The sequence below is a fragment of the Brevibacterium luteolum genome (assembly GCF_025147615.1).
Classification (GTDB): Bacteria; Actinomycetota; Actinomycetes; order Actinomycetales; family Brevibacteriaceae; genus Brevibacterium; species Brevibacterium luteolum.
This window is the reverse complement of sequence record NZ_JALXPM010000003.1, coordinates 46,487-64,737: the sequence shown is the minus strand read 5'-3', so window position 1 is coordinate 64,737 and position 18,251 is coordinate 46,487. Positions and strand designations below refer to the sequence as shown.

The window sequence follows — 18,251 nt, the reverse complement described above, 5'->3', positions numbered from 1 at the left end:
AACAATTGATGAATCCGATCTGGTTCGTCCTCGCACTGCTCGTCTATTTCGGCGTGCTCATCGCCTTGTCGTTCTACCGTCGGCGTGCCGACTCCGGCACGGACTACTTCCTCGGCGGGCGGACCATGCCCGCCTGGATGCTCGCCATGGCGTTTGCCGCCTCCTGGTACGGCGGCAACTCCGCGCTCATCTCCATCGATGAAGCCAATTCGCAGGGCATGGGATCCTGGTGGGTGCTCGGCGGCCCGACGGTCATCGCAGTCGTCGCCCTCATCTTCATCGGCCCCATCATCCGCCGCATCGGTGTGCTGAGCCAGGACGGCGTCATGAACATGCGCTACGGGCGGCTGACCGGCACTCTGCTCTCGCTTGTCATGGGCATCTATATGGTCGTCTGGGGTGCCTCCCAGATGGTCGCACTGGGCAAGTTCTTCGCCGCGTTCTTCGGCATCAACTTCGTCCTCGCCGTGCTCATCGGCATCGTCGTCGCGATCTTCTACGCCACCATCGGCGGCTTCCGTGCCGTCGTGCTCACCGAGACGATCCAGTTCGGGCTGCTGCTGCTCGGCCTGCTCATCACGCTCGTCGGCGCGCTCATCCTCTCCGGCGGCTTCGAACCGGTCATGGAGCGTGCGACGACCGAACGGCCTGATGACTACTTCAACCTGTTCGCCGGCTTCACCCCGAACATCGCCTTCGTCGTCAGCTTCGCGCTGGCCTTCCTCATCGAGGGTGCGGCCTGGCAGCGCATGCAGGCCGGGCGCACCCCGCGTGACGCGCGCAGGACCGCCGGCTTCGCGCTGTCGTACTTCATTCCGCTGTACTTCCTCGTCGTCGCCGCCGGCATCGCCTCGATCGGCGTGTTCCCCGAAGTTCCGGAGAACGGCGTCGTTGCCACCCTCGCCGGTGAGCGCTTCTGGCCGATCTTCGGTGTGCTCGTCTTCATCGGCATCGCCGCAGCGATCATGTCGACGATCTGTACGACGCTCAACCTGTCTTCGCTGTACATGACCGAGCTGTACACGAAGATCAAACGCAACCGGGTCTCTGACAAGCAGAAGGTGCGCGTGGGAATGATCGGCACCCTCATCGCCTCGGTGCTCGGCTTCCTCATCGCCATCCAGCTGCCGGAGGCGCTCATCCTCCTCGGCCTGGCCAGCGAGATCCTGGCAGCCGGCATGTTCTTCCCGATGATCATGGGCATGTTCTGGCGCCGGGCGACGCAGAAGGGCGCGGTGGCCGGCATCATCGCCGGGTCGAGCTTCACGATCTACGGGTTCCTCGTCGAGCTCGGTCTGCCCCTGCCGTACTTCTGGCCCAATGACGGACCGACCCGGATCTTCATCGGCCTGGGCTTGAGCCTCATCTTCTATGTGGCTGTGTCGCTGATGTCGAAGCCGGACGTTGAGCGCACCGAGCGCTTCATGCACCAGTCGCGCAAGGGCACCGACGAGTCCGCTGAGCAGATCGTGCGCGAGTACGCTGCCGCTGAGGCTGCGCGCAACTCCCGCAACGGCCGCACCAGCTGAGCCGGACCGCTGGACGCTGCGCCGCCCAGCACACGAGGAGCTGAGATGGCGAACGCCGCCGCAGGAATCTTTCTGCGGCGGCGTTCGCGCTGACCGTGCCGGAGGCTCCGGTCACCGGAGCCGGGGTGGGTCACCTCAGCTGAGGCGGGGTGCCGGGGTCCTCGCGATCCTCGTCATCGGGGTCAACGGTTTCGGACTGCACGACTGGGCCGCTGGCACCGTAGCCTCCGCTGCGGCCGAAGCCTGCTGGACCGAAGCCTGCCGGGCCGAACCCGGCCGGGGGAGTCGGCAGGGTGGCGCGGCCGATGCGCAGGCCGAGGACGATCGCGATGACGCCGGCGAGCATGAGGAATGCGGCGATGAGCCACAGCAGAGAGACCGCGCCGGCGGCGGGGTTGATGATGAGCACGAGGCCGATGGCGAGGCCTGCGATGCCGCTGATGAGCATGACCCACCAGCTGCGCGCGCCCATGCGGCGGAAGGCGAGTGCGCCGAAGATCTGCATGAGCCCGAGCACGAGCGCCCAGAAGGCGATGAAGAGGACGATCGCGAAGACGGCGGTCTCCGGCAGGAGCAGGACGATGATGCCGAGGATGAGGGAGAGGATTCCGGCAAACGCCATCGCACCGCCGCCGCGGCCGCCGGTGGTGCGTCCGCGCAGCCAGGCGCCGAGACCGAGGATGCCGTTGACGATGAGCCAAGCGGCCATGAGCCAGGCAAAGACCTGCAGGCTGGCACCCGGCCAGATGACCATGATGACGCCGATGAGCAGGGCGAGCACACCCTGGATGACGAGCCCGTTGCGGGCGCGGCGCTGCAGGGCGGCCAGCGGGTTGCTGTGGCTGTCAGCGAAGGGGCTGGTCATGAGCGGCTCCTGTTCTCAGGCCGCGGAGCTGGATGCGGCCGGCGGTTCTCCTGCCTGGGCAACGTCGCTGGCCAGGCGGGTATTCCCTAGAAGGCGGGGTGCCGCGGGACTGAGAGCGGGCAAGATGGTCGACCGGTTCTGCGGCAAGGCGCTCCGAGATCACTCGGAAAGGGGATGAACCTCGATGAAGGTGGCAAGCGGGCGTGGGTCGCGGTGGAGGTCATACTGTCGGAGCAGGTCGATGTATCTGCGTTTGTCGAAATCCCAGGAATACCGCTGAGGATTCTTCCGGTCCTGGATTGCGACGAAGACGAGATCCGCGAGGAGTCGTGTCGAGCGTCCGTTTCCGTCTGTGAACGGGTGGATGCGGACGGTCTCAGCATGGACCAACAGGCCAAACTCGCGCGCTGTCCAGTCCTCTGTTTCGTTCCAGCGATAGAGAAATGTGCTGAGCGAGGAGCGCAGCTCGGTGGAGATCAGCTCTGGGGCAACGCCTATGTTGAGCTCGTGCCGTCGAAATGTGCCCGCCCACGCCCAGATGTCTCCGTACAGGCGTCGATGCAACTCCCGAACGAAACTGTCGCTGACCAGCTCGTCAACTGTCAGCTTTCCCTCGAGTACGTCCGTCAGGAGTTCCTCAGTGACAGCTTCCTGTACGGCTTGCTCGAGATCGTAGACTTGCGCCTTGCTGATCGGCTCATCGAGCACTTCACGGGCAGGCTCCAACAGGGCACGAAACTCCTCGTGCGAAATCGGTGTTTCGCCATATCCCGGGTCGAAAACCATCAGGAGCGCTGGTGGCGTTGAGCGACAAAACGCTTGACGCGCTCCGAACGCACATGCGTGGCCGGAACGACGCGGCTTTCGAGCTTCGCCGACTCTCGAGTTGACTGCACCGCGAACCGCTTGATGGCCTTCTTGGTCATGATCTTGTTTGTCACCGTTCCCACCTCCTCATGTTCGGTCACCTCATATTCTACCGGCACCGTCTATCTGTGCGGCGGGTTGCTCGGTTGGAAGGCTGTCGAGAAACGCTGAACCAGCAGGTGGCTGGGACCAGGTGTCGGAGCCACGACCACCCGGCCCCCGGCCGGTCGTCAGAAATCCCAGTCCTCATCGAGTGTCTCGGCGGTCTCACCGATGATGTAGGACGACCCGGAGCCGGAGAAGAAGTCGTGGTTCTCACTGGCCTCCGGTGACAGCGCGGCGAGCACCTCGGGATTCACCGTTGTTTCCGCAGGCGAGAACTTCGGCTGGTAGCCGAGGTTCATGAGGGCCTTGTTCGCGTTGTAGCGCACGAACCGGGCCACATCGTCCATCAGCCCCAGCGGCTCGTAGAGCTCACCGGAGTACGTCAGCTCCAATGCGTAGAGCTCATCGAGCAGCGCGAAGGTGAACGCATCCATCTCCTCACGCCGCTGAGGCGAAGCAGCCTCGCGCCCGCGCTGGTACTTGTACCCGGAGTAGTAGCCGTGCACGGCCTTGTCCCGCAGGATCAGCCGGATCATGTCCGCGGTGTTCGTCAGCTTCGCCCGGCACGAGAACCACAGCGGCAGATAGAACCCGGCGTAGAGCAGCAGCGAGGACAGCAGCGTCGAGGCGACCTTGCGCTTGAGCGGATCCTCCCCGTAGTAGTGCACGAGCACCGCCTTGCACCTGGCCTGCAGCACATCGTTGCCGATCGCCCACCGGTAGGCGGCATCGATCTCCGGCGTCGAGGTCAGGGTTGAGAACACCGACGAATACGACCGCGCATGCACCGACTGCATGAACGCGATGTTCGTGTACACCGCCTCCTCATGCTCGGTGCGCGCATCAGCGATCTGCACGATCTCCCCGACGGTCGCCTGGAGCGTATCGAGCATCGTCAGGCCGGTGAACACGCGCATCGTCAGCGTCTGCTCGGTCTCGGTCAGCTGATGCCAGGCCGGCAGATCGTTCGACAGCGGCACCTTCTCCGGCAGCCAGAAATTCGCCGTCAGCCGCTGCCACACCTCCAGGTCCTTCTCATCGGTCACCCGATTCCAGTTGATCGGCCGCAGCCGGGCGGCCGGATCCTTCCGGTAGCCGGGCGGGGACACAGCCTCCGTGCCCGAGGCGGTGCGCGCCTGCGTGCTGGTGGCTGCGGTGGTCTGGGTGTTCGGTGTCATGCGGGGATGCTCCTTCTCAACAGGGTGGTTCAGCCGGCCAGGGTGCGCTGGCGTGTGCGGGCGGCGATATGGGCTTCACGGGTGAGCGCGATCTCCTCGGCCTGCCCGGTCGTCCAGAACCGGGCGAGCCCGGCGTTGACCTTGCGGGTGTCCTCGGGGGTGCCGAGCAGTTCGAAGCGGTACAGCTCCGGGACGGCGAGCTTTGCAGACAGCACCCGGCCGGCAAGGCAGTAGGCGGTGCCGAAGTTCGTGTTGCCAGCCGAGATGATCCCGCGTACGAGCTCCCGGTGCGCCCGGTCGTGTGAGAGGAAGGCGAGCACCTGCTTGGGCACTGCGGTGCGCACGGCCCCGCCGCCGTAGGTCGGCAGCATGAGCACATACGGCTCGTCGATGCTGATCATCGGTTCGATACGCGGGCGCAGCGGGATCCGCACACCGGCCTCATCGAGGCGCTCGGCGAAGCGGGCGGTGTTGTTCGACACCGAGGAGAAGTACACGAGGCGAGACACCGCAACCTCCTGCAGTTAGTGATAGCGAAGAATGAAGTTCGTGTCCACGAACATAGCACAGAAGGGGCGGTCCGCTCACCGTCTCCTCAGGTGGCCAGCGCCTCGGGCGCGGTGCGGCTGCGTGACCGGTAGGCTGAAGGCAGCCGATGCGAAGGAGCTGCCGTGACGTTCACCCCACCGCCGGATCCCACCACCCGCCCCACGCTGCAGGGCACCTTCGGCATGAGTGCCTCGACCCACTGGCTGGCCACCCAGACCGCGCAGGCGGTCCTCGAACGCGGCGGCAACGCCTTCGATGCAGCGGTCGCGGCCGGGTTCGTCCTCCACGTCGTCGAACCCCACCTCAACGGCCCCGGCGGGGATATGACCGGCCTGTTCGCCACCGCCGAGGCGCCGGTGCCGCAGGTGCTCATGGGTCAGGGCCCAGCCCCGGCCGGGGCGACGATCGAGCACTTCCGTGCCGAGGGCCTCGACATGGTCCCTGGTGCCGGAGCGCTGGCTGCGGCCGTACCGGGTGCGGTCGATGCGTGGCTGGTGCTGCTGAGCGATCACGGCAGCTGGGACATCGCCGATGTCCTCGCATACGCGATCGGCTACGCCGAGAACGGCCACCCGATCCACGCCGGCACCTGTGCTGCGGTCGCTGCGGCAGCTGAGACGTTCCGGGCGCACTGGCCCAGTTCAGCCGCGCAATGGCTGCCCGGCGGTCAGGTGCCCGAGCCCGGTGATCTTGTGAGGATGCCCGGGTATGCGGGCACGCTCAGGCGGCTGCTGGCGGCTGGCGATGAGGCCGGGCCGGCTGGGGATAGCGGGGCTGCCGGGGACGGTGGGGCTGATCGCGACGTGCGGGTCGCCCGGATCGAGGCGGTCAGGCGGGAGTGGCGCGAGGGCTTCGTCGCCGAAGAAGCCGCCGCGTTCATCCGCGCACCCCACATGCACTCAAGCGGCACCATGCACGCCGGGGTGCTCACCGTCGAGGACACGGCAGGGTTCTCAGCCGGGTACGAGGAGCCGGTGTCGATCGAGTTCCGCGGCCACACGATCGCCAAGACCGGCCCGTGGGGGCAGGGACCGGTGCTGCTGCAGACCCTGCGGATCCTCGACGGCTTCGATGACGAGGACCTCGACCCGTCGACCGAGCGCGGCGCGCACACGATCCTCGAAGCTCTCAAGCTCGCGCTCGCCGACCGCGACACCCACTACGGTCACGGTGAGGTCGATCTGGAGACTCTGCTGAGTGAGGAGTATGCGGCCAGCCGGCGCGAGCTCATCAGCGAGTGGGCCTCCCTCGACTTCCGCCCTGGGCTCCGCGACGAGGGCGAGCCTGGTTTCGTGCCGCCGCTGGTGACCGGCGATGAGTTCGAGCTGCCGGCCCAGGCGGTCGGTGCCGATGCGGGAGCCTCGGCCGGTTCGGCAGGCGGTGCCGGTGAGCCGACGATGCAGACGAACGCCACCCCGCGTGCGGTGCGCGGCGACACCTGCCATCTCGATGTCATCGATCGGTGGGGCAACATCATCTCCGCCACCCCGTCCGGCGGCTGGCTGCAGTCCTCCCCGCTCATCCCGGCCCTCGGGTTCTGCCTCGGCACCCGCCTGCAGATGATGTGGCTCGATGAGGACTCCCCCTCCCGGCTGGCCGCCGGCAAGCGCCCGCGCACGACGCTGACCCCAACGCTCATCAGCCGCGGCGGCACACCGGTGATCGCCATCGGCACGCCGGGCGGGGATCAGCAGGATCAGTGGCAGCTGCTGGCGATCCTGCGGATGCTCGTCGGCGGCTACACCCCGCAGCAGGCGATTGACGCACCGGCGTTCCACACGACCGCGCTGCCGGGCTCGTTCTGGCCGCGCACCTGGACTCCCGGCGGCGTTGTGGTTGAGGACCGGCTCGGCGATGAGGTCATCGCCGGGCTCATCGCCCGCGGCCACGACGTCTCCCGGGCAGGGGACTGGTCACTCGGTCGGCTCTCCTGCGTCACCTACGACCCCGAGACCGGGGTCATGCAGGCGGCCGCGAACTCACGCGGCATGCAGGGATACGCCGCCGGACGGTGACCCTCAGCGCGGCGGTGTCAGCCGGGCGAGCGTCTCAGCGGCCGGCTCCTCGCGCGTCGACTGCCAGCCGGTCCCAGCCCACAGGTGCACCCAGTCGGGCTGGCCGGCCTTCGCCGCCGCGGTGCGGATGGGTTTGGTCAGGTGATGGACCTGCGGATAGGCAGCCGGGGCAGTGGTTGCGTAGTCGTCGATGAACCGGTTGCGCAGACTGCGGGCCAGCCGCCCGGTGAACGCCCGGGTCAGTGCGGTCTGGGTGAAACGGGGGTCGGCGAGTGCCTGCCGGTGCACCGCCGAGGTGCCTGCCTCGTGCGTGCGCAGCAGCAGCGTGCCGACCTGCACGGCCAGGGCACCGGCCTCGAGCAGGGCGGCCACCGCCTCGGGGCCGTCGACACCACCAGCGGCGATGACCGGCAGATCCACCCGCTCACGCACCTCGCGCACCAGGTCAGCGGTCTCAACCTCGGCCACCGCCTGCAGCGGATCATGTGTGCCGGCATGCCCGCCGGCCCGGCTGCCCTGCACGACGAGACCATCGCAGCCGATCCCGGCCGCCGCCTCGGCTTCAGAGGCGTTCGTCACCGTGGCGAGCACGCAGGTGCCGACCGCATGCAGACGCGCAACCGCCTCGGGCGCGGGGATCCCGAACGTCAGCGAGACCACCGGAACCGGGTCGGCCAGCAGCGCCTGGAGCTTCTCCTCGAAATGGTCATCGTCCATCACCGGGCGGGCGTCGATCGGCGCGTCGAGCGCATCGGCCAGCGGGGCGAGCCGGTCGGCATAGGCGGCAAACGCAGTCTCATCAACGGCAGCCTGCCCGGGCACGAAGAGGTTGACGCCGAAAGCCACATCACCAGCCAGCTGGCGGAACTCGTCGATCTGCGCCCTCAGCGCTGCGGCGGTGAGGTAGCCGCCGGCCAGGAACGGGAACCCGCCTGCGGCAGCGATCGTCGCCGCCAACCGGGGTGTGGTGGCACCGCCGGCCATCGGGGCGCCGACGAGCGGACGGTCGGTGGACAGCAGCGCGGTGACAGCTGGGCGGGCGGCATCGGGTGTGGTCATGCCGCCACGGTAACAGCGCGATCGGCGCCAGGGAACGGGGCTCGGATGCGGGTGGGCGGGAGTTTCTCAGCGCTCGGGAACCGGCGTCGCCTCCGCGGGCGCGGATCGCTGAGAATGTACAGCACCGAGAGGCAGATCACAGATGCCGCCGCGACCACCGGCCGGCAGGAGGGACAGGCGTGAGAGCACTCGCAGACACCAGCACCGAGCCAGCGCAGCCGGTGGCCGGCAGCCCGTCGATCACGAGCTTCGACGGACCGGACATCGACATGCTCATCCGGCAGGGCTTCAGGCCCGCCCGCATCGAATCACTGACGACCGTCGCCCGCGACATCCTGTCCATCACCTTTGCCCCGCCGCTGGGCGCTGACCCGGCGTTCACCCCCGGCGCGCACCTCGAAGTCGCGATCCCGCTGCCCGACGGCCCGGCGATCCGCCACTACTCGCTGTGCTCGAAACCCGATGGCAGCGACGGCTGGCGGGTCGCGATCCTCAACGAGCCGACCGGCCGCGGCGGCTCCCACTGGCTGCACGAGCACCTCACCGACTGCACCAGCCTGCTCATCCGCGGCCCGCGCGACACCTTCGGCTACCAGCGCCGCTCACCGATGCTCTTCGTCGCCGGCGGAATCGGCATCACCCCGATCTCCGCGATGATCCACGACGCCGAGAACGCCGGCCTCGACTGGCACCTCATCTACGTCGGCCGCCGCAACGAACTCATGGCCTTCGCCGACGACCTCATCGACTCCCACGGCTCCGAGCGCGTCGATGTGCGCATCACCGCAGAGACCGGCCGGCCCGATGTCGTTGCCCTGGCCCGCGACTGGTTCGCCACCGCCGGTCCGCATCCTTCCGGCGGGACCGCGCCCGAGGCGGAGGGCACCGGCGGGACCGCGACCGAGGCGGAGGGCACCTGCGGCAGTCCCGTCGTCTCCACGTGCGGCCCGGTCATCTATACCTGTGGCCCGGTTCCGCTCATGCGTGCGCTCGCCGCCGGGATGGAGGCCGAGGGCATCGAGGTGATCTTCGAGGACTTCGACGACGACGCCCCACCGGCAGCCGAGGCCACCGGCATTGGTCAGGCCGAGGCGGCCGGCGCCTCGGGTGCGGACACCGCCTTCACCGTCGAAACCACCAGCGGCGATGAAGTGCAGGTAGCCCGCGGCCAGTCGATCCTCGCAGCCCTCGGTGCTGCCGGGGTGCGGACGCTGAGCTCATGTCAGAAGGGCACGTGCGGGACGTGTGAGACGACGATCCTGCAGGGGCGGGCCGATCACCGTGATCATGTCCTCAGCGATGAGGAGAAGGAGGCGCAGGAGACGATGATGATCTGCGTCTCGCGTGCCCAGACCGACCGGCTCGTCCTCGACATCTGAGGTCAGATGAGCTCCTCATCGACGCTGCCCGGCGCCGCCGCCAGTGCACCGGTCAGCCCCATGAGCACGCTGATGCCGATCATGAACACGATCGGGACCGTCCAGCCGCCGGTCAGGCCGAGCAGCGCACCGACGATCATCGGGCAGACGGCCGCGAGGATGTAGCCGCCGGACTGGACGAATGCCGAGGTCGAGGCGGTGACGGCGACATCGGTCGTGCGCCGCGTGATGAGGGCGAGCACGGCCGGGAAGGCGAAGCCGCCGTAGGCCAGCAGCACCGCCCACAGCACCGGTGCGGCAGCGGGGCTAATGAGCAGGCCGGTGTAGCCGGCGGTCGAGGCGGCCGCGAAGCTGATGATGAAGGTGCGCGGGTAGAAGTCGCGCACGATGATCTGCGGGGCGAGGAACCCGCCGGGGATGCCGGAGAAGGCGACGATGCCGATCATGATCCCGGCGGTGACAGGATCGAGGCCGCCGTCGCGGTAGATCTGGGGCAGCCACCCGAACTGCACATAGGCGTTGACGGACTGGAAGCCGAAGAACAGCGCCATCCAGCGGGCCTTCGTCGAGGCCACGATGCGTTTGCGCACGCGGGTGCCGCCCGCCTCGAAAGCGGGAGGGCCAGCCAGGCGCGGCACCGAGCCGGCAGCCCGCAGCACGAGCCAGGCGAGCAGAGCAGTGACGGGGATGGCCGCCCAGAAGCCCAGGCCCACCCGCCATGTGCCGGCCTGGACGGTCAGCGGGGCGGTCAACAGCGAGGGCAGGGTGGCGCCGAGACCGAGCGAGACGGTGAAGACGGTCGCGGCGAGCTGGCCGCGGGCCGGGAAGCGGGCCTTGACGTAGACGAGGAGGACGACGTTGCCCAGCGCCATGCCGATGAGCGCGAGCACCGTCAGCGTCGCGAAGCCCGGCCAGGTGTGCGACAGGGCGCGGGCGATGAGTCCGCAGGCGGCGAAGACAAGGCCGGGGAAGGCAGTGAGCAGCCCGGACTGCCAGGCCGTCAGGCTGAAGGCGTCGGTGACCTCGGCCAGCACTGGGCCCAGCGACGTGGCCGCTGGGCGCAGACTCGCGGCGATGAGCACGAGGCAGACCAGCGCGAGCGCATCAAGGCCCCGGCTGGTGCGAAACGGCGTGCTCTGGGCGGTCATTGCAGGCAGCGCGCTCCTTCTCTCAGCGGTGAGGTCTGGTGCGCCGGTGCGCGTCGTGCGACTGGTGTGCGCAGCGCGATAGGCGACAGTCCATCGTATCCGGTCACCAGGCCGGCAGCTGAGGATTCCGCTCCCCGCTGCTGGCAGGAGACAGCCCGAGACTGAATGCCGGGCTCAGCGCAGGTCTCAGCGCGCCGCCTGAGCATCGGCGGCGCGTACGACAGCCCCGTCCTTGACGAGGGCAGTGGCGGTGCGGACCTGCGGGTAGAGCACGACGTCCTGGGTCAGGTGAGCGATCGTGCGGCCCTGCGTGTCGGTCGTCGAGCGCAGCATGTCGATGACGCGCCGGCCGGCAGACGAGATCTCCTCGCGGGTCACGGGCCGGCCGTCGGGGCGCCCGGCGGCTACGCGCAGCTCGAGGGCCTGGACGGCCATGAGGAGTTCGATGCCGACGACGGCCTCGATATTGGCCACGATCTGGCGCAGGTGACGCCCGGCGTTGTTGGCCATCGAGACGTGGTCCTCTTGGTTCGCAGATGTCGGGATCGAATCGACGGCATCCGGATGGGCAAGGGTCTTGCAGTCGGAGACGAGGGCGGCGGCCAGATACTGCGGCAGCATGAACCCGCAGTCCATGCCGACCTGCGCGGAGTCGACGAGCATGTCGGGCAGGCCGCGGTTCAGCGTTCCGTCGTCGAGGCGGAAGATCCGCCGTTCGGTGATGTTGCCGACCTCGGTGACCGCGATCGAGAGAAAGTCGGCGGCGAAGGCGACGTATTCGGCGTGGAAGTTCCCGCCGGAGACGGCCTTGAGTGGGCGCGGCAGCTGCGGGAAGACGAGCGGGTTGTCGGTTGCAGCGTTGAGTTCGCGTTCGATGATCCCGATGGTGAACTCGAGCGTGTCGGCGACCGGGCCGAACACCTGCGGCACACAGCGCAGCGAGTACGCATCCTGCGGCGGCTGCCGGTCCGGGTCGGCAGCCCGGCTGCCGGTGATGAGCTGCGAGTCGGCCATGAGCTCCCGCATCCGGGCGGCGACGGCGATCTGGCCGGGCTGCCTGCGCACGGTGTGCAGCTCGTCGATGAACGCATCACCGAAGCCCAGCAGCGCCTCGATCGTCATCGACGCGGTCACCTGCGCGGTCTCCAGCAGGGTCGTCGCATCCCAGGCCGCGAGCGCGGTCTGAGCAAGAGAGAACGACGTGCCATTCAGCAGTGCGAGGCCGTCCTTGGCGCCGACCGGCACCCGGTCGATGCCCGCTGCCGCCATCGCCTCGGTGCCGGGCACGATCTGCCCGTCAAGCACTGCCTCACCGGAATCCTCGGGCTTGTCCTCCCCGGTCGGCGGGCCGGTGAGAACGAGGGCGATGTGGGCCAGCGGGATGAGGTCTCCGGAAGCGCCGAGCGAACCGTATTCGGGCACCGCTGGCCACACGTCGTGATTCAGCATCGCGACGAGCCCCTCGACGAGCGGCCAGGAGATCGCCGAATGGCCGGCGATGAGCGACTGGATGCGGATGAGCATCGTGGCCCGCACGACCTCTTCGTCGACGAGCCGGCCGATGCCCGAGGCGTCGGCGAGGATGAGCCGGCGGGAGAGCTCAGCGGCATCGGCGGCACTGGGGAACGCCTGCCGGCCGGCCAGGGAGCCGAAACCGGTGTTGACCGAGTAGATCGCCTCGACGTCCTCACCGGCCTTCATCCGGTCGATGACGTCATCGAGCCAGGCCCGTGACTCCCGGCAGGCCTCCTGAGCGGCCGGGGCGAGGGTGATGCGGCGGCGGTGCCGGGCGACGTCGACCATCTCGGCCAGGCTCAGATCGGATTCGCCGAGGGTGAGCACCGGGCCGTCGAACTCCTCGGCCGCGGCCGGCTGGCCGGGCAGCGGAGCGGTGGCGTGGTGCAGATTCGAGTTCGGGCGTGCGGTCATATGCGGGTCTCCTCGCTGATCGGACGGTCAGATGGCGTGGTGCGCCGGCGTTGCGGGCGGCGGTGGTGACGGTGCCCAGCGGGCCTGGGGTCGCAGTGCCCAGAGGGCCTGGCGCCGCGGTGGCCGTGCGGCTTAGGCAGGTGTCGCTTTCAGCGGCACCGAGGTGTAGGAGCGCAGGGTGGTGTGGATGAGCGGCTCGGGCTCGGCGGTCGGTTCGAGGTGAGTGACCCGGGCGCAGAAGGCGGAGAAGAACGCATCCATCTCCATCCGCGAGATCGGCTGGCCGACGCACTGGTGGATGCCCATGCCGAAGGTCAGGTGCCCGCTGGCATCCCGGTCGATACGGAACTCATGTGCATCAGGACCCCACTTCGACTCATCGCGATTGGCCGAGCCGGGGAAGACGAGGACCTTCGTCTCGGCCGGCAGGTCGACTCCGCCGATCGTCGTGTCCCGGCTTGTGGTGCGGTAGAAGGACTGGAAAGGCGAGTCCCACCTGAACGCCTCGTCGATCGCGTACTTCGCCAGGCTTGGGTCGGCGTGGACGCGGGCGTACTGGTCAGGGTGTTGGGCCAGCGCATTGAGGGTGTTGGTGATTGCGAAGATCGTCGTGTCGAGCCCGGCTGAGAGCATCGCGCGCACCAGCAGTGTGGCCTCATCAGCATCGATCGTGCCGGCGTCGGCGAACTCCCAGATTTGGGCGCCCATTCCCGAGGTGTTGAGCACCTCGCGAGCGCAGTTCTCCAGCACCCAGTCATATGTGCCCTCCGCGGCTTCGATATGGGCCCGGGCCACGTCGTTCTGCGGGCCGAAGGTCGCGAAGTTCGCAGCTCCCTGGACCGGCAGGTTCTCCGCCCGGCCCTCGCGTGGGATGCCGACCGCGTCGCCGAAGACCCGCAGCACGAACCGTTCGGCCACCTCGGCGGCGTCGAAGGCGCAGTCTCCGGTGAGCACATCGTCGAGCACGGTCTTGGCGTAGGTGGCGAAGCCCTTGCGCAGCGGGCGCAGCCTGCGGGGATTGATGACCCCGGTCATGGCCTCGCGCATGCGCGTGTGGATGGGCGGATCGACTTCGAGGATGCCCGGCTTGCGCAGCGGCGGGTTGTGGTGGATGTTGACGATCCCCACCCCGGCTCCGGAGGTGTAGGTCTCCCAGTCCTCAAGGATCTCGCGCACCTCGGCGTCGCGGCCGAAGGCGTGGACCTGGTGCTTCTCCAGCCAGGCTGCCGGCCCGGCCTCGCGCAGGCGGGTAAGGAACGGGTATGGGTCGCGCAGCACCTCGGGTGAGTAGGGGTCATCGGCCAGCGTGGTCGTGGTGAGGGCCGTCATCGGAACCTCCGGGAGTGAGTGCGGTCGGGCGGCAGCCGGCGGCAGGCTGCCGTGTGCCGCCGGGTGTGTCTGCCCTCACGGTAGCCGTCACCGAGGTGTGGCGCCCGTGCGAATCTCATGGGCTGGGAAGGCAGTCGGCTGGGTGGGGGAGCAGGCGAGGTGCGGATTACGCGGAGAGTTCGGCACCGAGTTCTTCGGCTGCCGAGGTGAGGACCGGCGTCAGCGACTTCACGAGGTTCGCCGGCACCCGGTCGGCGCGTCCGGCCACGGCCAGCGAGCAGATGACCTCCCCGCCGACGCGAACGGGTGCGGCCACGGCGATGGCGCTGTCGATGAGCTCGCCGTGGGAGACAGCGACCCCGCGGGCGCGGATGTCCTTGAGGTCGGCAATGAGGTGCTGACGGCGGGCGAGCGCGTGATCATCGGCGGCATCAGCGCTGACAGCCCGCAGTGCGCCTTCAATGACAGCAGGCGGCGCGTAGGCGAGCAGCACGCGCTGGCCGGCGCCGCGGTAGATCGGCAGCACCTGGTTGATGCGAAACGAGATACCAGTATCGGCGCTAGGGGAGACCTGTCGCAGACACACGGCATTGTGCCCGGCGCGCACGGTGAGCACCGAGACCTTGCCGGTGCGGTTCGTCAGACCCTGCAGGAAGGAGTGGCCGACTTCGACGAGCCGGGTGCGGGTGATGTCCTGGCCGGACCAGGCCGAGAGCCGCCAACCGGGCACGAATCGGCCGTGCTGCTTTTCGATGAGGTCGAAGTCGGTGAGCATTTTGAGGTAGCGGTACGTCGTCGACAGCGGCAAGCCGAGCTCTGCGGAGACATCCTGGGCACTGACCTCTCCGCCTTCGGCAACGTGGGTGAGCACCCGCAGCCCACGCACGAGCGCAGAGTCCGCACCGGGCTCGGAGGCGCGGGAATCTCCGGCTGAGCTGTCTGTCGAGTTCATAGATTCAGGGTACGCCAGCGGCAGTCGCCAGCGCTCCATACTGTGTCACCGGCGGTGAACGCACCCACTATGCTTCGCGGTTTCAGCACCACGATTGATCAGGAAGGTGCCGGCCATCCAGTCGTACCACTTGGCATCCTCCGGTCATCACTGCCGGCTTCCGGATATCGCTATCCGGATCTTTCTGCTTCACAGGCGGATGCTCGTTCACGCGTGACCGCGAACAAGTCTTCTTCCATCTCCACAGACGGTGACTGCGAGCCCCGCAGCCAGTATGTTCGTTGCGGCGTTGACGTCGCGGTCGTGGTGTGTGCCGCAGGCACACGTCCACGCCCTCACATCAAGACTCTTAGGACCAGTAACTGCACCGCACTGGGAGCACAACTGCGTCGATGGGAACCACGGATCGATGACAATTAAATTCCTGTCATGCCATCGAGACTTGTATTCCAGCATGGATCGCAACGCTCCCCATGACGCATCTGACATTGCGCGGTTCAAGCCCGTCTTCCGTCTCCCTCCCTTGGCCCTCAGCTGTTGAATTGACAGGTTTTCGATCACGACCGTTTGGTTCTCGCGGACGAGTCGAGTGGTGAGCTTGTGCAAATGGTCTCGACGGCGATCAGCAATCGCAGCGTAAATGCGCGCGACCTTTACTCTTGCCTTGGAAAAGTTGGCTGACCCCTTTTGCTTGCGCGCTAGGCGTCTTTGGGCCCGGATCAGGCGAGTTCGATCTCTGCGTTCATGGCGAGGATTGTCAATCTTCTCTCCGGTTGACAGTACCGCTAGAGATTCTAAGCCTAGGTCTATACCGACTGCATTGCTCTTAGCGGCTGGTGGCTCTGCGAGTGTCTCCTCTACCAAGATCGATACGAACCAACGATCAGCTCGATCACGCGACACTGTCACCGTCGACGGAACGGCGTTGGCTGGCAGCGAGCGAGACCACACAATGTCCAAAGGCTCAGCCATTTTCGCCAGTCGAAGCTGCTTGTCATTCCAGCGGAACGCTGAGGCGGTGAACTCGGCACTCGCTTTCGACCTGCGCTTGGACTTGAATCGAGGGTAGGCGCTTTGCCTCTTCCAGAATCGCTTGAAGCCGGAATCAAGATGACGCAGCGACTGTTGGAGAGGCACCGAGGAAACCTCGTTGAGGAACGCAAGCTCTCTGCTCCGCTTCCATTGAGTCAACATCGCAGAAGTATCCGCATAGCTCAGATTGCATCGGTTTGACTCCCATGCCGCTGTCCGCGCTTGTAGAGCCAGATTGAAGACGAGGCGCACGCACCCGAAAGTCTGATTGAGCAGTTGCGCCTGCTTAGGACTCGGGTAGAAGCGGAATTTGTACGCTCGCTTCACCATCTTCATGAATCTATTATTCGGTGATATGTTCTAATAGTCAAGAGTTTTGCTGGAAATTGTTCCGATCCTTCCCTGCATCAGCTGCCACTGGTGGCTATACCGGAGTCCGGGAGGCTTTCCGTCCGGGGTGCCGGTGGGCTCAGCGGAGCGCCTGGGAATCTCGCTTGAGGCAAGACGGTTACCGCATGCGGAGGACGCGCTACCGGGGGAGTTGCTCCCTAGTTCTGTGAGCGCCACCACAGCAGCGCCATCAGCAGCGCAGCGCGGGATTCGGCATCTTCGAGTGAGACGCCGAGTCGCTTCTCCAGGCGCCGAGCGCGGTCATAGACGACCGGGCGGCTGATGCCCAGCTTGGTTGCCACTTCAGTCTTATTCCCAGCAGCCAGCACATAGGTCTGGAGGAAGTCGAGCGCCGCATGGTCAGGCGCCGAAGACGCCTCTGCGCCGGTGCCGAGCAGCGGTGCCAGCTCGCTTTCGGCGAAGACGCGCATCCGCGCATCATCGGCCAGGCCGGCGATGAGGCCATTGAGCCGCAGATCGGCGAACCGGTAGAAGGGCCGCTCGCGCACCGACATCCCTGCGGCGATCCGGGCAGTCTCGACCGCTGTCTCCAGATCCCTGCCCGCGGCGAGGACTCCGTCGCGTGGTGGGCCCGCTCCGATCGTGATCGACCGGTTCAGATTGACTGCCAGCGTACGGCTGAGTTCGGTGAAAGGCGCATCCACTGCGTCGGTGGGGAAACCCACCAGGGCGACGACGGTGCCGTAGCGCCATGTACCGGTCAGAGCGGAGAGGCCCAGGCTTCGGCTGACGGCGATGAGCTCGCTTCGAACGCGGCGCTCTTCGAGTTGGTAGTCGGAGAGATCGACTCCAGCGGCATCCGAAACGTCGGCCGTGTGCAGTGCCACAGCGGTGTATGCCGCCGATCGGCTCATTCCGTATCGCTGCGATCGCAGCGCAGCGACCTGGTCTGTCATCTGCGTGTGTGTCGAAAGCTCGCCGAGGAAGCGGTCGGTGGCGTTGAGCAGCAGGTCCCGCTGATGCTGGGTCGCCATCCGCACGAGGGTGATGGCCTGACCGGCGCGCTCGAGCACCTCGGCGGCGTAGCGGTCGGTCGGGTCTGCGAAAGGGGCGGCGAGCCTGCCCCACCGGTTCTGCTTCATCCCGACGGGCACCGCCCGGCCGCTGTGCAGCGGCCACTCGTCGAAGAGCTCGTCCTCGGTCATGTCACACAGTTCGAAACTCAGGATGCGATGGGCGGCGTCTTCGAGGACGACCGGGGTGTTGAGCAGGTCGCTGGTCGTCTCGACGATCTTCGCCTCGTCCGCCCCGCCGATGCTGAGCTCGGTGAACACCTCATGCACTTCCCGCGTGCGTTCGATCCACTCCAGATGTTCGGCGATGAGCAGGCGGTGGGCTGCCTGGGTGATGCGGGCGAACCGGACCCATTCTGTCAGCGCGATGACGGGGATCTGGAGGCCGACACTCGCTGCGCGCAGCACCTCGAGGGACGACGCGTCCGGTTCATCGTCCTCCGTGACGATCTCGACTGCGAACGCCGCGGCGCCGGCTTTCTCCAGACGCAGGAGGAACGCGCGCGTGCGATCGACGTTGAGCCGGAACGCCGGTCCGCTCGACAGCAGGAACTCCCCGCCTTCCAGCAGGGAGGCGACGTCCTCGGTCTCAGCGATGTGGACCCATCGCACTGCCGCGTCAAGCCGGTTCTCACCGGAGAGGACGGTCAGCTGCGTCTGCTCAAGCTCTGGCACCGAGAGCACCGTGCGGACGGTGACGCCCTCCCGGCCCGTCCCGATCTGCGGGCTCACCTCAGGCTCTGCTGACAGGACGGATGAGCGCGCATGCCCTCAGTTTACAGTCTGTCATGATTCCGTATGCCAGGTTGACAGGCCGTCCAGTGTGCGCGGCGGCCGTGCGCGTGATACTGGCCTCGGGCATTGTGGGGTCGATCACGCCGGTGTCGTCGG

General features: G+C 67.2%; 15 protein-coding genes. 3 read left to right on the top strand and 12 right to left on the bottom strand.

Features of this window, described 5'->3' with window-relative positions; translation table 11 throughout:
* The first annotated feature begins 8 nt into the window (after positions 1 to 8).
* Positions 9 to 1,529 (top strand): sodium:solute symporter family protein, encoded by a 1,521-nt coding sequence (locus tag M3C25_RS01460; RefSeq protein ID WP_259854668.1) that lies wholly within the window; start codon positions 9 to 11, stop codon positions 1,527 to 1,529.
* Positions 1,530 to 1,659: 130 nt separating this feature from the next.
* Here the strand turns inward: M3C25_RS01460 and M3C25_RS01455 are convergent, their stop codons facing one another.
* The 5 genes from M3C25_RS01455 to nrdI all read right to left on the bottom strand — a co-directional run bounded on the left by M3C25_RS01455 (position 1,660) and on the right by nrdI (position 5,053).
* A complete protein-coding gene (locus tag M3C25_RS01455) occupies positions 1,660 to 2,394 on the bottom strand; it encodes an HdeD family acid-resistance protein (protein WP_259854667.1) in 735 nt (244 codons plus the stop codon).
* A 159-nt stretch (positions 2,395 to 2,553) separates the two neighbouring features.
* Positions 2,554 to 3,180 carry a Fic family protein gene (locus M3C25_RS01450; protein WP_259854666.1) on the bottom strand — a complete coding sequence of 209 codons (627 nt, stop codon included), beginning with the start codon at positions 3,178 to 3,180 and terminating at the stop codon, positions 2,554 to 2,556.
* Positions 3,180 to 3,362, bottom strand: coding sequence for a hypothetical protein (locus M3C25_RS01445; RefSeq protein WP_259854665.1), 183 nt, complete (start codon positions 3,360 to 3,362; stop codon positions 3,180 to 3,182). The genes M3C25_RS01450 and M3C25_RS01445 overlap by 1 nt, the downstream gene beginning before the upstream one ends.
* A 129-nt stretch (positions 3,363 to 3,491) precedes the next feature.
* The gene (nrdF, locus tag M3C25_RS01440; RefSeq protein WP_170274901.1) at positions 3,492 to 4,544 is read right to left on the bottom strand and encodes a class 1b ribonucleoside-diphosphate reductase subunit beta; all 1,053 of its coding nucleotides are present in this window, start codon (positions 4,542 to 4,544) and stop codon (positions 3,492 to 3,494) included.
* Positions 4,545 to 4,573: 29 nt separating this feature from the next.
* The gene (nrdI, locus tag M3C25_RS01435; RefSeq protein ID WP_102162214.1) at positions 4,574 to 5,053 is read right to left on the bottom strand and encodes a class Ib ribonucleoside-diphosphate reductase assembly flavoprotein NrdI; all 480 of its coding nucleotides are present in this window, start codon (positions 5,051 to 5,053) and stop codon (positions 4,574 to 4,576) included.
* Between the two features lie 162 nt (positions 5,054 to 5,215).
* On the opposite strand from nrdI, the gene M3C25_RS01430 reads away from it, so the two are divergent.
* Positions 5,216 to 7,108, top strand: coding sequence for a gamma-glutamyltransferase family protein (locus M3C25_RS01430; RefSeq protein WP_375545085.1), 1,893 nt, complete (start codon positions 5,216 to 5,218; stop codon positions 7,106 to 7,108).
* Between the two features lie 3 nt (positions 7,109 to 7,111).
* Here the strand turns inward: M3C25_RS01430 and M3C25_RS01425 are convergent, their stop codons facing one another.
* Positions 7,112 to 8,167, bottom strand: a complete 1,056-nt coding sequence (locus M3C25_RS01425; RefSeq protein ID WP_259854664.1) for a nitronate monooxygenase — start codon at positions 8,165 to 8,167, stop codon at positions 7,112 to 7,114.
* A 179-nt stretch (positions 8,168 to 8,346) separates the two neighbouring features.
* Between M3C25_RS01425 and M3C25_RS01420 the strand changes: the two genes are divergently transcribed.
* Entirely contained in the window at positions 8,347 to 9,546 is a 1,200-nt protein-coding gene (locus tag M3C25_RS01420; RefSeq protein ID WP_259854663.1) for a PDR/VanB family oxidoreductase, read from the top strand.
* A gap of 2 nt (positions 9,547 to 9,548) precedes the next feature.
* Here the strand turns inward: M3C25_RS01420 and M3C25_RS01415 are convergent, their stop codons facing one another.
* From M3C25_RS01415 to M3C25_RS01390, 6 genes are all read right to left on the bottom strand, one after another.
* A complete protein-coding gene (locus M3C25_RS01415) occupies positions 9,549 to 10,694 on the bottom strand; it encodes an MFS transporter (RefSeq protein WP_259854662.1) in 1,146 nt (381 codons plus the stop codon).
* A gap of 186 nt (positions 10,695 to 10,880) precedes the next feature.
* The gene (locus M3C25_RS01410; protein WP_259854661.1) at positions 10,881 to 12,623 is read right to left on the bottom strand and encodes an HAL/PAL/TAL family ammonia-lyase; all 1,743 of its coding nucleotides are present in this window, start codon (positions 12,621 to 12,623) and stop codon (positions 10,881 to 10,883) included.
* 132 nt (positions 12,624 to 12,755) lie between these two features.
* Positions 12,756 to 13,952 (bottom strand): cytochrome P450, encoded by a 1,197-nt coding sequence (locus M3C25_RS01405; protein WP_259854660.1) that lies wholly within the window; start codon positions 13,950 to 13,952, stop codon positions 12,756 to 12,758.
* A gap of 166 nt (positions 13,953 to 14,118) precedes the next feature.
* Positions 14,119 to 14,904, bottom strand: a complete 786-nt coding sequence (locus M3C25_RS01400) for an IclR family transcriptional regulator (RefSeq protein ID WP_259854655.1) — start codon at positions 14,902 to 14,904, stop codon at positions 14,119 to 14,121.
* Between the two features lie 207 nt (positions 14,905 to 15,111).
* A complete protein-coding gene (locus M3C25_RS01395; protein WP_219722614.1) occupies positions 15,112 to 16,272 on the bottom strand; it encodes an RNA-guided endonuclease InsQ/TnpB family protein in 1,161 nt (386 codons plus the stop codon).
* 212 nt (positions 16,273 to 16,484) lie between these two features.
* A complete protein-coding gene (locus tag M3C25_RS01390; protein ID WP_259854654.1) occupies positions 16,485 to 18,092 on the bottom strand; it encodes a PucR family transcriptional regulator ligand-binding domain-containing protein in 1,608 nt (535 codons plus the stop codon).
* Positions 18,093 to 18,251: the final 159 nt, after the last annotated feature.

What these genes read in the sequence shown, in the direction of transcription:
- M3C25_RS01455 (WP_259854667.1), bottom strand. Translation starts at nt 2,394, where the DNA reads ATGACCAGCCCCTTCGCTGACAGCCACAGCAACCCGCTGGCCGCCCTG.
- M3C25_RS01400 (WP_259854655.1), bottom strand. Translation starts at nt 14,904, where the DNA reads ATGAACTCGACAGACAGCTCAGCCGGAGATTCCCGCGCCTCCGAGCCC.
- M3C25_RS01425 (WP_259854664.1), bottom strand. Translation starts at nt 8,167, where the DNA reads ATGACCACACCCGATGCCGCCCGCCCAGCTGTCACCGCGCTGCTGTCC.
- M3C25_RS01410 (WP_259854661.1), bottom strand. Translation starts at nt 12,623, where the DNA reads ATGACCGCACGCCCGAACTCGAATCTGCACCACGCCACCGCTCCGCTG.
- M3C25_RS01450 (WP_259854666.1), bottom strand. Translation starts at nt 3,180, where the DNA reads ATGGTTTTCGACCCGGGATATGGCGAAACACCGATTTCGCACGAGGAG.
- M3C25_RS01460 (WP_259854668.1), top strand. Translation starts at nt 9, where the DNA reads ATGAATCCGATCTGGTTCGTCCTCGCACTGCTCGTCTATTTCGGCGTG.
- M3C25_RS01405 (WP_259854660.1), bottom strand. Translation starts at nt 13,952, where the DNA reads ATGACGGCCCTCACCACGACCACGCTGGCCGATGACCCCTACTCACCC.
- M3C25_RS01395 (WP_219722614.1), bottom strand. Translation starts at nt 16,272, where the DNA reads ATGAAGATGGTGAAGCGAGCGTACAAATTCCGCTTCTACCCGAGTCCT.
- nrdF (WP_170274901.1), bottom strand. Translation starts at nt 4,544, where the DNA reads ATGACACCGAACACCCAGACCACCGCAGCCACCAGCACGCAGGCGCGC.
- M3C25_RS01415 (WP_259854662.1), bottom strand. Translation starts at nt 10,694, where the DNA reads ATGACCGCCCAGAGCACGCCGTTTCGCACCAGCCGGGGCCTTGATGCG.